We start from the raw sequence: 15,572 nt of genomic DNA, 5'->3' as shown, positions 1-15,572 counted from the left end.
CGGCGGGGGACCGGAAGGTCCCCCGCCCGAAAGGCCCAGCCATGCTTCCCAACCGGTCAAGGACCTCAGTCCTGGTTTTCCTGCTTCCACCCTTGCTGCTCTACTGCGCAGCCGTGCTCTTCCCAATTCTCCAATCGTTGTTCCTCAGCTTCTTCTCCTGGAACGGCATCAGCGACATGGAGTTCATCGGGCTGGACAACTACGTCCGGATGCTCACCGCCGATGACATCTTCTGGCGCTCGTTCTTCAACGCGCTCCTCTACCTGGCCATCTGCCTGGTCCTGCAGCTCGGCGGCGCCCTGGTTGTAGCCAGCCTGCTCACGTCCCTGCGCAGGGGACGGGAGCTCATCAAGACCCTCTACCTGCTGCCCGCCGTGATCTCCACGGTGGCCATCGCGTTCCTCTTCGTGCGCATCTACTCCATCGACCCGGTGGGGCTGCTCAACCAGCTGCTGCACTGGATCGGGCTCGGCACCTTCGAACGCGCCTGGCTGTCCGACGTCAACACGGTGCTTGCCGCGGTCTCCGCTCCCGAGGGCTGGCGGTTCACCGGGCTGTACATGCTCATCATCTACGCCGCGCTGATCGCCGTGCCCAAGGAGCTGGAAGAAGCTGCCGTTCTGGACGGTGCCTCAAAGTGGACGCTTTTCACGAAGATCCGCTTCCCGTACATCAGGCCGGTGTGGATCACCACCACCATCATGGCCACCACCTACGGCCTGCGCGGCTTCGACATCCCCTACCTCATGACCAACGGCGGCCCCGGCCAGTCCTCGGAACTGCTCACCACGTACATGTACAAAACAGCGTTCACCAGCACCGACTTCGGGTACGCCAGCACCATCTCCGTGTTCATCGTGATCGAGTGCCTGGTCGCCGTCGGCCTCATCCTGTTCATGCTCAAGCGGAAGGCAGACTCTTGATCACCCAAACAGCCCCGGCTACTCCACCCACCGCCGTCGTGCCCCCCGCACCCGCCATCCCAAGGCGACGCCGGAAGCCCAGCCTGTACCGGACCCTGTCGCGGGTGCTGATCATGCTGATCGTGATCGTCCAGGTCTACCCGCTCGCCTGGCTGTTCCTGACCAGCCTGCGCACCGAGCACGACTTCGCCACCGGTGACCCGTTCGCCCTGCCCAGCTCGCTGACATGGGAGAACTACGCGCGGGCATTCGAAACCGGCGATCTCGGCAGGAACATCCTGAACAGCTTCATCGTCACCATGGGCGCCAACGTCCTGATCGTCCTGTTCGGCATGATGGCCGCCTACGCCATCCAGGTCCTTGGCTTCCGGCTGAGCAAGTTTGTCCGCGGGCTGTTCCTGATCGGAATCATCGTTCCCGTCCAGATTGCCCTGGTACCGCTGTTCATCGACTACTCAACAGTGAACCTGCTGGACACCTACCAGTCGATGATCATCCCGCTGGCCGGCTTCGCGCTGCCCATGTCCATCTACCTGTTCTCATCGTTCTTCGAATACATTCCCCGGGAAACCTACGAAGCCGCCTCCCTCGACGGCGCCGGCCCGTACCGGATCTTCGGACTGATAACGCTGCCGCTGTCGCTGAACACGGTGGTCACCGTGGTGCTGGTCAACAGCATCTTCATCTGGAACGACTTCATCTTCGCCAACACGTTCGTCCTCTCCGAGGACCTGAAAACAATCCCCCTGGGCCTGCAGAACTACATCGGCGCCATGGGCAAGGTGGACTGGACTGCCACCTTCGCTGCCGTGTGCGTCACCATCACGCCCCTGCTCCTGGTCTTCCTCGTCCTGAACAAAGCCATGATCCAGGGCCTGGAAAGCGGGGCGACGAAGGGATGACCGCCATGGCAGATGGATATACTCCTGATGGAGGACAGATGATTTCGCAGGAGAAAGACTCAGGCAACGCGGCCAGTTCCGACGTTCCTGTGAGGAAAAGCCGTGCCCAGCCGGTGACCCTCCGCGAAGTAGCTGAAGCAGCCGGTGTGTCCACTGCCACGGTGTCGCTGGTGATCAACAAAAAGAAGAACGCCCGCATTGCCGAGCAGACCCGTCAGCGCGTCAAGGACGCGATCCGGCAGCTCGGGTACCGCCCCAACGCGATGGCCAAGACGCTGGTCAGCGGCACCTCACGGTTCATCGGCCTCGTCGCAGACGGTGTGGCGACCACCCCGTTCGCGGGTCAGATCATCCACGGGGCGCAGGACGAAGCCTGGAAGCACGGCTACGCGCTGCTGATCGCCAACACCGAGGGGAACCGCGACCTGGAAACGGATGCGATCGCCATGATGCTGGAGTACAAGGTGCGCGGCATCCTGTACTCCACATGGTTCCACCGTCCCACTGTCGTGCCGGAGACGCTTCGCGAGGCGGACTTCGTCCTGGTCAACTGCTTCTCGCCGGAGCCGGGCGCTGCCCGTGCCGTGGTGCCCGACGAAGAGCAAGGCGGGAAGTCCGCGACGGAAATCCTGCTCCGCGGCGGCCACCGGCGCATCGCCTTTATCAACGCCACCACCCCCGCGCCCGCCAGGGACGGACGGCTCCAGGGCTACAAGGATGCGCTTGAGGCTGCCGGAATTCCGTTCGACCCGGAGCTGGTGCTGGAAGCCTATCCGGATCAGGAAGGCGGATACGGTGCCACCGAAGAGTTGCTCAAGCGCAACGTCGCCGCTGTGTACTGCTACAACGACCGGATGGCCATGGGACTATACGACGGCCTGCGGGAAAACGGGCTCTCCATCCCGGACGACATGGCAGTTGTGGGCTTCGACAACCAGGAAGTTATCGCGGCCCACCTTCGGCCTCCGCTGTCCACAGTGTCCCTGCCCCACTACGAACTCGGGGCGGCAGGAGTGCGCATGCTGCTGGGCCTGGACGAGGCCTCCAGCGACGCCGCGGTGAAGATCATGTGCCCCGCCGTTGAACGGGCATCCGTGGCGGTGCACTCGCCGGCTTAGTTTGCTTGGCGCCTGGTACGGCCAGAAGACAAGCACGACGGCGGCACGCGGTTGGGTGCCGCCGTCGCCTCTGGCCGCCCGCCCTAAGCCTGCCGGGCGGCCAGGACTTCCTTGATCCGGGTCAGGTAGGGCCTCATTTGGGTTTCCCACCATTGGTCGGGGTCCTCTGCAAGCACTTCGTTTGCAGGGAGTTCAATGACGGTCCCAAGAGTGAGAGTGCATCCGGTGGAGGTCGGCTCAAGGCGATAGGTCGAGCGGCTGTTCATCTCGCCCGGCGAGATGGGCCTGGTTGTTGCCCACCAAGGGCCCTCTTCACCGATGACCTCGATGACGGAAACTGAACCGTCGCGGCCGATGAAGCACTGCTGTTCCCCGACGCCAGCAGGTGTCCCCGGCACGGTGAAAGCCCGCTGTGCGTTCGAGAGCAACACGGCGCTCTCGGCCGGCCGGATCAGCGACCAAACAGTGAGGGCATCATGTTCGTAGGATTCAGAGACGTTCGCGCTGTAGGTCCTGGTGTGTCCGGCGGCGGCAGAGGCCTCCGCACTCCGGACGGACTGCACCGCCCGCTTGTGTCGGCGATTGACCACGGCGGAATGGATGAGCCGAGTCACCAACATGGCGGTTGCGGTCAGGATGATGCCGAGCCCTAGCTCCGGCCTGCCGTAGTAGCTGATCACTGAGGCAACCACGGCGATGGCCAGGTAGCCGGCAGTGAAGAGGATGGTGTGGAGGACTTTGACAAGCGTGATCACTTGGTCATTATGAACTGCGTCCGCCTTCGGCTGTGCGAGGCCGCTACCGCGCGGCGGAGTCCCGCGCCGGACCCGCCGGAGCCCCCGAACCCGCCGGACCCCAGGAACTGAGGAGGGCGAGCCCCGCGGCCGCCGCGGCGCTGAGTGCCACTGCGCCCAGCCAGAGCGAGACGGGCCAGCGGATCGCGTCCGTCACCGCGAACGCCACGAGCTGTCCCGTCCACAGGAAGGCCGCGATTCCTCCGGTGACCGCCGGCAAGCGGCTGCGCAGCCAGGTTGCCGGAAGCCGGGCCAGCAGCAGGTCAGCCACGACGGCGGCAACGGTGGCGCCCGCTGCTCCAGCAATTGAATACGTGTGGAAGCCCAGCATCGCAACGGGAAGCCACGCCGCAGCGGCCACCAGCAGGGTGACAACCCCGCGGACCGGGCGCCTCGCCGCGGACAGCGTGAACAGGAAGGGGGCAATGATCAGCGCGGTGGTCAGCAGGTAACTGGCCAGGGTGACGACCACCGGCATCTCCGACTGGACCCGCCCGGGGCTGCCGAACGGCGTCGGGACAAAGAGGGCCGTTGGCCCCGGCCGGACGAAGGCGGAGACGTAGATGAGGAAGAACGCCCCCAGCCCGGTCATCAGTACGACGGCGAACAGCGCCGCCGGGGGCAGGGCCGGGTGATCGCCGGGGCTGGCTGAATGTCCGGCCCGGGCGCTCCGGACGGCGGTGCCGAGGATGAGGAAGAGGCTGAAGCCCAGCAGCAGGTGGGTGGGGCTGACCAGGGCATCCAGCGAGACCTCGATGCCCAGGAGCTCGTGCCACAGCAGGTCCAGGCCGCCGGCGGTGGCAAAGAGGATGAGCCCCACCACAGTTCCCCGGTAGCCGGGCGGGATGGCCCGCACCAGCGGCTGCCCCGGTGTCCGGTTCCGGAAGATTACGACGGCGGTCCACGCCGCCGTCGCCAGCATCCCGGAGTAGAGGGCGGCGTGCCACGGGGTGAAGAACGTCTCCAGGCTGGGCAAGTTCAGGTGCGCCCAGCCGTCCAGGAAGACGGCCAGCACCAGCCACAGGCCCAGGAGTTCGGTGACCAGGTCGCGGGGTCCGTCGGTCCTGGTGTTGCGTGCAGTTTCGAGCATCGTCGGCCAGTTCCACGGAGCTGGTCGGTGAGGGGACGGCGCCTAAACCTGGGCTGTTCTGTCGGCCGCAGGCCGCTTCCACAGCGCGACCGCGAGGACCGCTACCCAGAGCAGGAATGCCCCGATGCTGATTCGCTCGCCGATGCCCAGCACGAGGTTAGGTCCCGGGGCCGCCATGTATGCCACCATGCCCATCACCGCGGAACCAACGAGCGACGCGATGGAGTAGGCGCGCATCCGGCCGTGGAACCCCGCAGCCACGAAACACATTGCCGCGACCATGAGGGCGAGCTGGACGTTGGTGGCGAGGATATGCATGGGAATGGAAGTATCGTCCCCCAGCGTCAGCGGGTAGAGGGCACCCATGATGTTCCACAGCCCGTACCCGATGAGCAGGCCGCCGGCGATGCGCAGGGCGCGGTCGCCGCGCACGGAGATCCAGACGCCCACCCCGAACGCGGTGAACAGCACCGTGTAGAGCCAAGTGAAGGGGAGCAGAACGTCCCGGCCGGGGGAGCCGACGGCGAAGAGTTCGCTGACCATCTGCTCGGTGCGCCGGTACCCGTCCCATCTGGACGCCGCCACCACGTCTGTGGCAACCACGTACAGCAGCGATGACAGCGCTCCTGCGGCGAGGAGGGCTTTGCGGGTCACCTCATGGGGCTGGCTTCCGTGCGTCGCGGCCCGCCTGCGCAGCGGGGGCTGGCGCTTGTCGATTGACATGTCCGGATGTCCTCAGAGTCCGCGGTCCGGCAGAGGTGCAGGGGCCCGCGGGCGTTTGCCCCAGCGCCTATCTGTCTTAAGCTTTGGCCCGGCCGCCGCAGGTTGATAGGGCCGAACGGCCTTGCCCCGCGCCCGTACCTACCGCGGCATGTCCGCGGGACTGGGATAGGCTCCCTTGGGACCTGAACAGGCATTGCTTGGGACCGGATCAACCATCAACTGTAAGGGTGGGGAATACGTTGGATCTGTTGGGCGGCCTGAGCCGCGACGAGCTCCGCAACTTTTGTTGGATTGCCGCCGCTGTTTTCGCGCTTGTGGCCGGCCTTTGGCGTTGGCGCAGGCTCCATTGGACTGCGCTTGGAGCCGTACTGCTCTTCGCGGCCCTCAACGCGGGTGCAGGGATCTACGTCCTGAACACTTTCCGTGATTCGCGCTGGTCGGCGGGGGGAGAGCCGCCATTGAGCGCCCCGTCGTTTTCCGAGACGCCCATCGTGGGGCAGTACTTTGGCCCCCTGGACTCAGCCCTGCAGGGAATGGTCGGTGGGGTGAACGACTTCCTGGCGTTCAAGCAGGCACTTCCCGTAGCCCTGGACTTCCTTGCCACGTCCGGCTGGGCCCTGCTGCTCTCGTTCCCGCTCGCCGTTCTCGCCGCGGTCATCAGTTTCGCCATGGCCAGGCGCCGATCGGCGGATTTCGAAAAATACCGTACCAAAGTTGACCTGCTCGAAGATGAGCTTGAGCAGGTCAAGCGGCAGATCTCCGCATCGGCGGTTAGCGGCCACTCGGAACTTCCCGCACAAGACGAAGCCACTTTTGCGCAACCCCGCCTTTCGGGCCGAGGGTGATCACATGTGGAGGCAGCGGCCGCTGTAGGTGGATGGCACGCTGCTACGGGCGCTCGGCACGCAATTATTGATGCCCTTAGGTTCTAACCGTCTGTAAAGGGACGAACATCTACCCTCCAGAACAGCAGAATGGCGGGGTGGTCAGCCATATCAGCTTGGACACCCCGCCATCATTGCTTAGGTTCTTACTTACTCCAGGTACTGCCGGAGCAGCTTGCGTGCGCTCCCGCTCCCGAGCCTGTGTTCTTGCCCGCGCTCTTTCCGTCAATAAGGATGTCGCAACTAACAGATGCGCTCGGGTCGCTGAAATCGCCCGAAACGCTCAAGCTGGCGATATTGAATTCCTTGGATGTTACCGATTTTTTCCAGTCAGCCGTGATTTTTTCGGATGACGAACCACCGGGAGTCCAATAGCTGATACTTGCAGGACCCGAGGTTGTGACGACATATTCAACCGTGTGCTCTGCGTTTAGTTCAGCATCGACCGCTTGTACGCCGGCACCTATTGCTGCTGTCATGACTCCGGCGATGATGAGGCTAATAATGCCAAGGACGGCGCCCGCGATTGCCATTCCTTTCTTCCTGTTCTTCAGAAAGAATGCAATGACGCCCAGCAGGATCGCGACTGGTCCCAGAAAAAAAGCTGCCATGCCGATCAGAGGAATGACGCTCAGGACTGCGGCAACAATGCCGACGACCAAGGCTGCTACACCCAGCCCGTTGCCCTGTTTCGGTTGTGGAATTCGAGCGTAACCCGTTGGTTGATACGCCTGTTGTGTCCCTGACTGACCCGTAAAAGTCGGGTTTTGGTGCTGACCGGACATGGTGTCCCCCTTCTATGCCTCAGTGAATGAACGTGAATCTGCGTAGCCAGAAATTATTCCAATACTCGGATACAGGTGCGACCTCAAGACTTCAGTTTTCTCGGCTGGAAGCTCAACGTTGAGCTTTCTGATAGTAGAATGAAAAACTGAAAGATAACTCTCTTTCTTTCCTGGAATGAAATCCTGGTACAGCCGAAGCATAACCGGATGCGCGGACAATCTGCAGGCCTTGAGTAAAACCAAGGGAATTCTTGAGCTAAAAATGCCGACGTGGGTTATATGCTCCTACTCAAAAGGCTCGTCCGCGACGGAGCGGTGGCCGGCATTGGTTGATAGGGGACAAACATGCAGCGCTATAACCCTCCGAGTAACTGGCCCTCTCCGCCGAGCGGATGGCAGCCACCTCCCGACTGGCAGCCCGATCCTAGCTGGGGCCCGGCGCCGCCGAATCATCAATTTTGGGTCGATCAGCCACTGGAGGACCCGCACCCACAGCAACGGGGAAAGGCCGTCACTATTACAGCCCTCGTCCTCGCTGGAGTTGCTCTGCTTCTCTGCTGGGTCCCTATCGTGAATAACGCAGTATTCTTCCTAGGCTTCATCGCCGTCGTTCTGGCCATCATCGCTCTGGTAATCACAGTTCGTGGGCGCTCGACGATGCGGGGAATGGCTATAGCATCGCTGGTCGTCGGCGTTTTTTCGCTTGTCGGAGTGCTTTCCACCCAAGCGCTCTATTCCTCGATGCTGGATAGTGTTTCGGATGCTGTCACCGGATCCGACGAGAACGTCTCTAAGGCTGTGGAAACGTCAGCGGCGAAGTCATCCTCCGGCTCAGACCCTGCAACGGCACCGACTGCCAGCACAGTCGCAGGCTCGGTCAGCCAACCGCTCGCTGTCGGCACGGTTGCGACTGTTGGAAAGGAATACCAGGTCGCAGTTACTTCGGTGAAATTGGACGCCAATGCGGATGTTCTGGCTGCTAATCGGTTCAATGATGCGCCAAAGGGACAATACATTCTTGTCGGCTTGACTGTTACTTACGTCGGATCCCCAGAAGGCACTCCCTGGATCGATTTGTCCGAAACCTTCGTCGGCACTGACGCCAGACAATACGACGCATCAGATTGCGATGCTGTCGTTGACCAGGGGGTTATGGATGTCCCTACGTTGGAGAACGGTGGCAGCGCCTCCTACCAGCTCTGCATGGACGTGCCGGCTGCCGCCATTGAAGGCGGCAAAATCTTCGTTGAGCAGTCCATATCATTCAACGATAAGACCCGTGTTTACTGGGCGATTCGGTAGGTCCCTGACGCGATCGGTTTGCAGCGCCAGTCGAACTTCGACAACATCGCACAGATGGCCAAAGATCCGCCAGTGACCGGATGATTGCCGACTCGGCACCGAGCGCACGGGCGCTGCAGCTGAAGTACACCTCGGGGGATCAGCATAGGTTCTGGGTGCCGTACTGGTTTGGTTGGGCGTCGGTTAGCGACCACAGCACACCTGTATCCTGACAATGCAGGTTGAATGGCTACAGTGGCCATCAACCGAGCTCGGTTCGCGGCCGGATGACGGTCCGGAATCCTGGGCCGTAGCCATCCACGTCGTGGAATCACCGCCGCAATCGTCAGTCGCCGATCGGCTCCTCTGACGCTTGGAATGGATCCTTATCACTACCGAGACGCCAGCTCCCGCAGGAATCCCGACGCCGGCCCTCAAGCCCTCAAGCAACGCTGCGGTGGTTGATCCCGCCGTCGTGACCTGGGTTGAGGCCGGTGAGAGCATGACCGCGCAGTGGCGTTCGGCGAACGGCAGGCCGGCGCCGACGCGCGTCGAAGTGGTCTCCGACTCCCTGACGGCCGATGAGGCGAACCGGATGGCATCGCAGGGGATCGCGATGCTCTGGCATGGTGACTTCCACAACGCACGGCAGATCCTCAACGCCCTGGACCGCCGGATCGGCGCCGGAAAGAGGATCGAAGCAACTCCGGCCGAGAAGTTCTACCGGCACCGCCAGTCACGCTCGCACCGTGCACGTGTTCTCGGCCTGCTGCTGATTCCGATTGATCCGGGCCCGGTGGTGCCGCTGCGCCGCGCACCGGACATCCGGCAGGCCGCCGCTGAAGCGTACGGCGATATCGGCGAACCTTCCGTAGTGTCCCTGCATGAGCTTGTCGGGGCCATTGGCGCCCACGAGTGGCGGCGGAACGGCGTCCACGTCGATGCCCTGCAGGGCCGCATCCACCCGCACTACGGCACGTTCTTCCCCACCCGGAGCGAGTATGTGGATCTTGTCGCCGCCGCAGCGCTGCCCTCTGACACGCTGGCGTTCGACGTCGGAACCGGCACCGGGGTGCTCGCTGCCGTCCTCGCGCGCCGGGGCGTCCGCCGCGTGGTGGCGACCGACAATGAACCGCGTGCAATCGCCTGTGCCGCTGCGAATTTCCGAAACCTCGGTGTCCAGGACCGTGCCGAGGCCGTCCTGACGGACATGTTCCCGCCCGGACGGGCGCCGCTGATCGTGTGCAACCCGCCCTGGATTCCGGCCACGCCACATTCCAGCCTGGACAGCGCAGTCTACGACCCCGGAAGCAGAATGCTGTTCCGCTTCCTGAACGAAGTCTCCGACCATCTTGAGCCGGGCGGGGAGGGCTGGCTGGTCCTCTCCGACCTGGCCGAGCACCTTGGCCTGCGGTCGCGTGAGGATCTGCTGGCCGCCATCGAGGCGGCCGGCCTGAAGGTGATGGAACGGCTCGACACCAAGCCAACGCATCCGAAGGCATCGGACCGGGACGATCCCCTGTTCGAGGCGCGCACGGCCGAGGTCACGTCCCTGTGGCGGCTTGCTCCCCGATAGTCAGAACCTTCCGCCGTCGGGAATCACGACGGCGGCCCGGCCGCGGCGCCCGGTCCGTCGAACAGCGCGCTGGTGCTGCTCGGGGGCACCACCACGTGGACGGCGTTGCGTTGGACGGTGAAGTCGGCGGGCGTGGTGGTGGCGATCTCGCCGTCGAGGTTCACCGGCAGCGGCGGCTCGGTGACCAGCCGAACGTGCCGGCTTGTCAGGTGGTGCACCCGGTCGTGTTCGATGAAGCTGCCGTCCTTGAGAAGCCGTGCGATGCTCACGTGCTCCCGGAGGGGGCCGGCCAGGATGGCGTAGATGTCCAGGAGATGGTCATCGATCCCTGCGGTGGGCGAGACCGTGTTGCCGCCGCCGTAGTGCCGGCCGTTGCCGACCGCCACCTGAAGCAGGTTGTCCAGTTCCATCGGCTCGTGGTCGCCCTCGGGGAATTCGAGGCGGGCCCGGAACGGCTTGTGCCGGGCATAGGCCCGAAGTGTGGCGATGCTGTACGCCAGCGGCCCGATGTACCGCTTCAGGCGGGGGCTCAGAGCCTCCGTCACAGCCACGGACAGGCCCACGGACGCGACGTTGAGGAACGGCTCGCCGTTGGCCCGGCCGAGGTCGATGTCCACCACCTTCCCTTCGGCGACGGTGGCGCATGCCTCGGCAAGGTTGTTCGGTATCTCCAGCGTGCGGGCGAAGTCGTTGGCGGTGCCGAGCGGAAGAACGCCGAGCGCAACGTTGGTACCGGCAACCCGGCCGGCGGCGTAGGACACGGTCCCGTCACCGCCGCCGACAACCACCAGGTCGTGGCCGGCCGCAAGCACCCGGTCAAGCGTCCCGGCCAGCTCGCCGCCGGACAGCACGTGGTGCACGGCGGAGATGGGCACGCCTGCTTTCCGCATCGTGTCCACGGCAAGTTCGTGTGCAGCTCCTCTGCGTGATCCGGCGTTGATGACGACGGCGGCAGAGCGGGCGTCCCGGGCAGCATTCATGAGGGCCATGTTAGGGCGCGGACCTGTGGGTTTCCTAAGGCGCCGGCGGGAGATACATCCGAGGCGCTGAGCCGTGGTCGCTCGGCCCGCGACGCCGGGGACCTTGGACTCTACCCCCGACGCCGGTATGAGCGTCCGATGGAACCACGACAGCTGGAACCGAACCCCGCACGCTCACAGGGTAAGGCGCGGCCCGGTTCGGCGAGGCAGTGAAAGGAAAGGCAGATGACCAGTACCGGTTCGTTCTTGATAGTTGTCGGTGTTGACGGTTCCGAATATTCCCGGGCTGCACTGGACTGGGCCATGGATGAGGCCCGGCAACGCAATGGCCAACTCCGCCTGGTCACAGCCTGGAATAAGCCCCCGATGGCGTGGTATCCCGCTGTCCTGGAAACGGCGGCAGGTGAGATTGCGGCCGAAGAGTCCCCGGAGCAAGTCGCACGGGCACGCCAGGGTGAGGCACTGAAGACCGCCGCAGACGGAGGCGTGGCCGCGGCTGGGGAGCTGGTAGACACTCCTTCACCTGCTTCGGCAATTCTGGACGCTGCCAAGGACGCGGATCTTATTGTCGTCGGATCCCGGGGTCATGGGGGATTTCCGGGTTTGCACCTGGGCTCGGACTCCACCCAGGTTGTCACCCACGCTCAGTGTCCTGTCCTGGTGGTTCACCGCAAGGCGTGATTCTCCTGGAGCTTGCTGCTCCGGGATGGCTGGCGGGCACCGTTAGGAACGCCGGAATCCCCGGGAAGATTGGCTCTTGCGCCTTCGGAAAACTAGGCGTAACACTGTTAATACGTTCTTCGAAAGAAGGACGGGAACGAACAACAGGGAACCTTGGAACACACTGTGGATCTGATCCACGTGGTCTGCCGATGACGAGGCAGGAAGCGCCAGAATTCCCGCAAGTTCGGGAGATGATGTTCGTCATAACGGAATCAAAACAGTCGAAGCCCCTTCAGCATTGCTGGTGGGGCTTCCCCTTTTTGCGTTCGACGGCGGCGAGGTCGAGTCGCTGTGGCGGCTTCTTCCCCGCTAGCCCGCCACCGCCGCCTTCGCCTCCTGCTTGGCCTTCATCCATTCGCTCATCCACGGGGCCCGGACGCTGGCCGTGATGCGGCAGTCGGCCACGAAAGTTCCCTTGGCGCCGGCGTCGATCCAGTCCTGGAGCGCGGACAGGTCCGCCAGTGAGCGGATGATCGCGGACTCGGCGCCGAGAGCGCGGGCGACGCCGCTGAAGTCCACCTCGGGGATCAGCATGGGCTTTTCGGTCAGGCCCTGGGAGCCGTACTGGTGGATTTCGGCTCCGTAGGCGGCATCGTTGTAGATCACGACGACGGCGCTGCTCGCCGCCCCGATCAGCGATTCGAGGTCGGACAGGCCCATCAGGAAACCGCCGTCGCCGGAGGCCAGCACCAGGGTGCGGCCGTCTTCCAGCGCACGGGCTGCCCCGACGGCGCTGGCAAGGCCCAGCCCGATGGCCTGGAAGGCGGTGCCCACCATGACCAGGTCCTGGGGCCGCGGGATGTTCCAGTACATAGGGGCCCAGCCGACGAAGTGCCCTCCGTCCTGGACCACCGTGCGGCGCTTCGGCAGCACGGCATCCAGTGCCGTGGCCAGGGAGCGCGGGTCCAGCCGGCCGTCCGGAGTCTCCGCTGAGCCTGCCTGATGGCCCGGTCCCTCGGCCAGACGCTTGCGGGCTTCCGCCCGCCACGCTTCTGCTGAAGCCTCGCCGTCCAGCATCCCCAGGATGCGCCCGGCAGCAGACTTCACGTCCGCGCTGACGAACGTATCCACCCGGGGGTGCGTCGGCTGCAGGGCGGCGTCGATCTGGATGACGGTGCTGTCCGGGCCGATCAGGTGCCCGAACCTCATGGTGAAGGGGCTCAGGCTTGCCCCGGCCACCAGGACCACATCGGCCTCACCCATGAGCCCGGCAGCGGTGTCGGTGCCGAAACCGCCGGCGACGCCCAAGTACCCCTCGCCTTTGAGGAGGTTGAGCGCCAGGGCGGTTCCGGCGGTCAGTGCGCCGAGGCGGTCGGCGAGTTCCCGGAGCTCCGGGCCGGCTCCGGCGAGGTGCGCGCCGCGGCCGGCGAGGATCAGCGGCCGCTTCGCCCCGGCGAGCAGGCGGGCTACCTGCCCAAGCCCGCTGTCGACGTCGTCAATCACCGCTGCTGCCAGCGGCGCCGGAAGCTCTTCGTCCGCAGCTTCGAGTGCCGCGAGGTCGTAGGGGATGGCAATCACGACGGCGGTGCGTTTGGTGAGTGCGTAGTCCACGGCCTGCTGTGTGATGGAGCCGGCGGCGTCGCGGGTGACGGTGAAGGTTGCCGCGCCGAGTGCTGCGGCGATGGCTGCCTGGTCCACGTCCTGGGGCCGGGCGCCGCTGCTCGGCGCGTCGCCGGTGACCAGCACGACGGGGATCTGCGCCTGGACGGCCTCCGCGAGGGCGGTGAGCGCGTTGGTGTAGCCGGGGCCGTAGGTGGTGGTGCCCGCGGCGAGGCGTCCTGACGTCCGGTAGTAGGCGTCGGCCGCGGCGATGGCTGCGCCTTCATGGCGGACGGCGGAGAAGCGGAGGCCCAGCTTTTCCGCGGCGTCCAGGAAGTAGACGTTTCCGTTGCCCATGACGCCGAAGACGTCGCTGACATAGCTGCTGAGAACCTGTGCCACGCGGCCGGAGACGGTGAGAGTAGTCATGCAGGAATCATGTGGGCTGGTTCACAGATAGGCAAGAGAGTGGAGTCTGATTGGGATATTTGGCAGGCAGATGCAGGTATGAGTGAAAATTTGCCCAGTTGGTGTGCATCACCCGTGTTTAGTGGGAGGGGCGGGTTTCCTGCTCGGAGAGCCGGCTCAGGAGGCCGTCGTAGCGGGGCGGCATGAGTTCCAGGACGGAAATGGCCGTGCTGGTCCGTTGGATTCCCTCGATTTCCAGGATCTCGTTGGTGATGCGGTAGAGGTCGGCGGTACTGCGTGCCACCACCTTGGCCATGAGGTCCGCGTCCCCGGTGGTGGCGTGCACCTCAATGACCTCCGGGATCGCGGCGAGCCCGTCCTCAACCGCACCTGTCCGGGTCTGGCTGATGGACAGCGAGAGGAAGGCCATCAGGTCGTAGCCGAGCGCGGCGGGATCCAGCCTCCGGCTGAAGGAGCGGAGGGCGCCGCTGCGCTCGAGCCGTGCCAGCCGGGCGTGGACCGTGTTCCGTGCGACGCCGAGTGTCCGTGAGAGTGCCAAGGCGCTGGCTTCCGGATCCTTGTCCAGGGCCAGGATGATCCTGCCGTCCAAGGAATCCAGGGTGCGGGGGTTCGGGATGGTCATATTTTCACCACAGTTAATAGAAGTTGAGCAGAAGTCCCAATGGCTTGAGGGTATCTTGCATTGTGGGGCGGGTCACAATCATGATCAGTCCTCATGACCCGTGATCAGATCCTGACCGCACCGGACACCGCGCTTCCCGCCCTTCGCGGCGCGGTGGCCGGACTTCCGCCCTACGTCCCGGGCCGGCGCAGCGCCGGCGTGGACATTGCAGCCCTGGCCAGCAACGAAAGCCACTACGAGCCGCTGCCCGCTGCCGCCGCTGCGGTGGCCGCAGCGGCCGGTACGATGAACCGCTACCCTGACAGTGCCGCCGTCGAGCTCCGTGAACGGCTTGCCCGCCACCTTGGCGTCACGGCCGGAGAGGTTGCCGTGGGACCCGGCAGCGTCGGCGTCCTCCAGCAGATCATCACCGGACTGTGCGACGCCGGGGATGAAGTGATTTTCGCGTGGCGCTCCTTCGAGGCCTACCCCATCCTGGTTGAGCTGGCAGGCGCCCGGCCGGTCCGCATTCCGCTGGACAGCGCTGAGGGCCACGACCTTGATGCCATGGCCGCGGCCGTCACTGACCGTACGAAGGTGATCCTGCTCTGCACCCCCAACAATCCCACCGGCGTGCCGATCAGTCACGAACGCATCGAGGCATTCCTGCAATCCGTCCGCTCCGACATCCTCGTGGTGATCGACGAGGCCTATGTGGAGTACGCCGAAGCGGGCAGCGGCCCCGATTCCCTGGCGCTCTACCGCCGGTACCCGAACGTCTGCATCCTGCGCACTTTCTCGAAGGCCTACGGGCTCGCCGGACTGCGCGTGGGCTACGCCGTGGCGTCGCCGGACATTGCCGAGGGACTGCGCCGGACCGCCCTTCCCTTCTCGGTGAGCGCGCTGGCCCAGAGGGCGGCCATCGCGTCGCTGGACGCGGGGGAGGAGATGGAAACCCGGGTGGCGGCCGTCAAGAAGGAGCGTGCCCGGATGACCGCACTGCTGGAAGTCCAGGGCTGGAAACTGCAGGCGAGCCAGGGCAACTTCCTGTGGATCCGTGCCGACGAACATCTGCTCGCGAGGCTGGTGACCGCGTTCGACGCCGCCGGCATCATGGTCCGGGCGTACCAGGGCGACGGCGTGCGGATCACCGTTGCCGACGCCGACTCCAACGACCGTGTGCTCCGGCTTTTGGAAGCCCACGCAGCCTGACAACCGACTTTC

General features: G+C 64.6%; 15 protein-coding genes. 8 read left to right on the top strand and 7 right to left on the bottom strand.

Features of this window, described 5'->3' with window-relative positions; translation table 11 throughout:
* The first annotated feature begins 41 nt into the window (after window positions 1–41).
* From PV761_RS10995 to PV761_RS10985, 3 genes are read left to right on the top strand one after another with little or no spacing between them, the layout of a single operon-like run.
* Window positions 42–923 carry a sugar ABC transporter permease gene (locus PV761_RS10995; protein WP_028272030.1) on the top strand — a complete coding sequence of 294 codons (882 nt, stop codon included), beginning with the start codon at window positions 42–44 and terminating at the stop codon, window positions 921–923.
* Entirely contained in the window at window positions 920–1,825 is a 906-nt protein-coding gene (locus PV761_RS10990; RefSeq protein WP_347896665.1) for a carbohydrate ABC transporter permease, read from the top strand. Before PV761_RS10995 ends, PV761_RS10990 begins: the two co-directional genes overlap by 4 nt.
* 38 nt (window positions 1,826–1,863) lie before the next feature.
* Window positions 1,864–2,943: a LacI family DNA-binding transcriptional regulator gene (locus PV761_RS10985; RefSeq protein WP_347896663.1), complete on the top strand. Its 1,080-nt coding sequence runs from the start codon at window positions 1,864–1,866 to the stop codon at window positions 2,941–2,943.
* An 83-nt stretch (window positions 2,944–3,026) separates the two neighbouring features.
* Here PV761_RS10985 and PV761_RS10980 read toward each other — a convergent pair whose 3' ends face one another.
* From PV761_RS10980 to PV761_RS10970, 3 genes are read right to left on the bottom strand one after another with little or no spacing between them, the layout of a single operon-like run.
* Entirely contained in the window at window positions 3,027–3,698 is a 672-nt protein-coding gene (locus PV761_RS10980; protein ID WP_347896661.1) for a hypothetical protein, read from the bottom strand.
* Between the two features lie 43 nt (window positions 3,699–3,741).
* The gene (locus PV761_RS10975; RefSeq protein ID WP_347896659.1) at window positions 3,742–4,827 is read right to left on the bottom strand and encodes a hypothetical protein; all 1,086 of its coding nucleotides are present in this window, start codon (window positions 4,825–4,827) and stop codon (window positions 3,742–3,744) included.
* Window positions 4,828–4,869: 42 nt separating this feature from the next.
* Window positions 4,870–5,550: a DUF998 domain-containing protein gene (locus PV761_RS10970; protein ID WP_347896657.1), complete on the bottom strand. Its 681-nt coding sequence runs from the start codon at window positions 5,548–5,550 to the stop codon at window positions 4,870–4,872.
* 227 nt (window positions 5,551–5,777) lie between these two features.
* On the opposite strand from PV761_RS10970, the gene PV761_RS10965 reads away from it, so the two are divergent.
* Window positions 5,778–6,395: a hypothetical protein gene (locus tag PV761_RS10965; protein WP_347896655.1), complete on the top strand. Its 618-nt coding sequence runs from the start codon at window positions 5,778–5,780 to the stop codon at window positions 6,393–6,395.
* Between the two features lie 185 nt (window positions 6,396–6,580).
* Here PV761_RS10965 and PV761_RS10960 read toward each other — a convergent pair whose 3' ends face one another.
* Window positions 6,581–7,219 (bottom strand): DUF4190 domain-containing protein, encoded by a 639-nt coding sequence (locus tag PV761_RS10960; RefSeq protein ID WP_347896653.1) that lies wholly within the window; start codon window positions 7,217–7,219, stop codon window positions 6,581–6,583.
* A gap of 570 nt (window positions 7,220–7,789) precedes the next feature.
* Here PV761_RS10960 and PV761_RS10955 point away from each other — a divergent pair.
* Window positions 7,790–8,521 carry a DUF4190 domain-containing protein gene (locus PV761_RS10955; protein WP_347896651.1) on the top strand — a complete coding sequence of 244 codons (732 nt, stop codon included), beginning with the start codon at window positions 7,790–7,792 and terminating at the stop codon, window positions 8,519–8,521.
* A 352-nt stretch (window positions 8,522–8,873) separates the two neighbouring features.
* Window positions 8,874–10,076 (top strand): class I SAM-dependent methyltransferase, encoded by a 1,203-nt coding sequence (locus tag PV761_RS10950; protein ID WP_347896649.1) that lies wholly within the window; start codon window positions 8,874–8,876, stop codon window positions 10,074–10,076.
* 23 nt (window positions 10,077–10,099) lie between these two features.
* Here the strand turns inward: PV761_RS10950 and PV761_RS10945 are convergent, their stop codons facing one another.
* On the bottom strand, window positions 10,100–11,056 hold the full coding sequence (locus PV761_RS10945; RefSeq protein ID WP_347896647.1) for a lipid kinase: 957 nt from the start codon (window positions 11,054–11,056) through the stop codon (window positions 10,100–10,102).
* Between the two features lie 225 nt (window positions 11,057–11,281).
* Between PV761_RS10945 and PV761_RS10940 the strand changes: the two genes are divergently transcribed.
* On the top strand, window positions 11,282–11,737 hold the full coding sequence (locus tag PV761_RS10940) for a universal stress protein (protein WP_347896645.1): 456 nt from the start codon (window positions 11,282–11,284) through the stop codon (window positions 11,735–11,737).
* Window positions 11,738–12,088: 351 nt separating this feature from the next.
* Here the strand turns inward: PV761_RS10940 and PV761_RS10935 are convergent, their stop codons facing one another.
* Together PV761_RS10935 and PV761_RS10930 are read right to left on the bottom strand one after the other, a co-directional pair.
* Window positions 12,089–13,747: a thiamine pyrophosphate-binding protein gene (locus PV761_RS10935; RefSeq protein WP_347896643.1), complete on the bottom strand. Its 1,659-nt coding sequence runs from the start codon at window positions 13,745–13,747 to the stop codon at window positions 12,089–12,091.
* A gap of 118 nt (window positions 13,748–13,865) precedes the next feature.
* Complete coding sequence (locus PV761_RS10930; protein ID WP_347896641.1) at window positions 13,866–14,369, bottom strand: Lrp/AsnC family transcriptional regulator; 504 nt, start codon at window positions 14,367–14,369, stop codon at window positions 13,866–13,868.
* 93 nt (window positions 14,370–14,462) lie between these two features.
* On the opposite strand from PV761_RS10930, the gene hisC reads away from it, so the two are divergent.
* A complete protein-coding gene (gene hisC / locus PV761_RS10925) occupies window positions 14,463–15,560 on the top strand; it encodes a histidinol-phosphate transaminase (protein ID WP_347896639.1) in 1,098 nt (365 codons plus the stop codon).
* Window positions 15,561–15,572 lie beyond the last annotated feature (12 nt).

The organism is Arthrobacter sp. CC3, assembly GCF_039907775.1.
In the GTDB taxonomy this organism is placed as follows: Bacteria; Actinomycetota; Actinomycetes; order Actinomycetales; family Micrococcaceae; genus Arthrobacter.
The sequence above is the reverse complement of the archived record's forward strand: the minus strand, read 5'-3'. Positions and strand labels throughout refer to the sequence as shown.

What these genes read in the sequence shown, in the direction of transcription:
- PV761_RS10960 (WP_347896653.1), bottom strand. Translation starts at nt 7,219, where the DNA reads ATGTCCGGTCAGCACCAAAACCCGACTTTTACGGGTCAGTCAGGGACA.
- PV761_RS10945 (WP_347896647.1), bottom strand. Translation starts at nt 11,056, where the DNA reads ATGAATGCTGCCCGGGACGCCCGCTCTGCCGCCGTCGTCATCAACGCC.
- PV761_RS10970 (WP_347896657.1), bottom strand. Translation starts at nt 5,550, where the DNA reads ATGTCAATCGACAAGCGCCAGCCCCCGCTGCGCAGGCGGGCCGCGACG.
- PV761_RS10975 (WP_347896659.1), bottom strand. Translation starts at nt 4,827, where the DNA reads ATGCTCGAAACTGCACGCAACACCAGGACCGACGGACCCCGCGACCTG.
- PV761_RS10935 (WP_347896643.1), bottom strand. Translation starts at nt 13,747, where the DNA reads ATGACTACTCTCACCGTCTCCGGCCGCGTGGCACAGGTTCTCAGCAGC.
- PV761_RS10940 (WP_347896645.1), top strand. Translation starts at nt 11,282, where the DNA reads ATGACCAGTACCGGTTCGTTCTTGATAGTTGTCGGTGTTGACGGTTCC.
- PV761_RS10995 (WP_028272030.1), top strand. Translation starts at nt 42, where the DNA reads ATGCTTCCCAACCGGTCAAGGACCTCAGTCCTGGTTTTCCTGCTTCCA.
- PV761_RS10985 (WP_347896663.1), top strand. Translation starts at nt 1,864, where the DNA reads ATGATTTCGCAGGAGAAAGACTCAGGCAACGCGGCCAGTTCCGACGTT.
- PV761_RS10930 (WP_347896641.1), bottom strand. Translation starts at nt 14,369, where the DNA reads ATGACCATCCCGAACCCCCGCACCCTGGATTCCTTGGACGGCAGGATC.
- hisC (WP_347896639.1), top strand. Translation starts at nt 14,463, where the DNA reads ATGACCCGTGATCAGATCCTGACCGCACCGGACACCGCGCTTCCCGCC.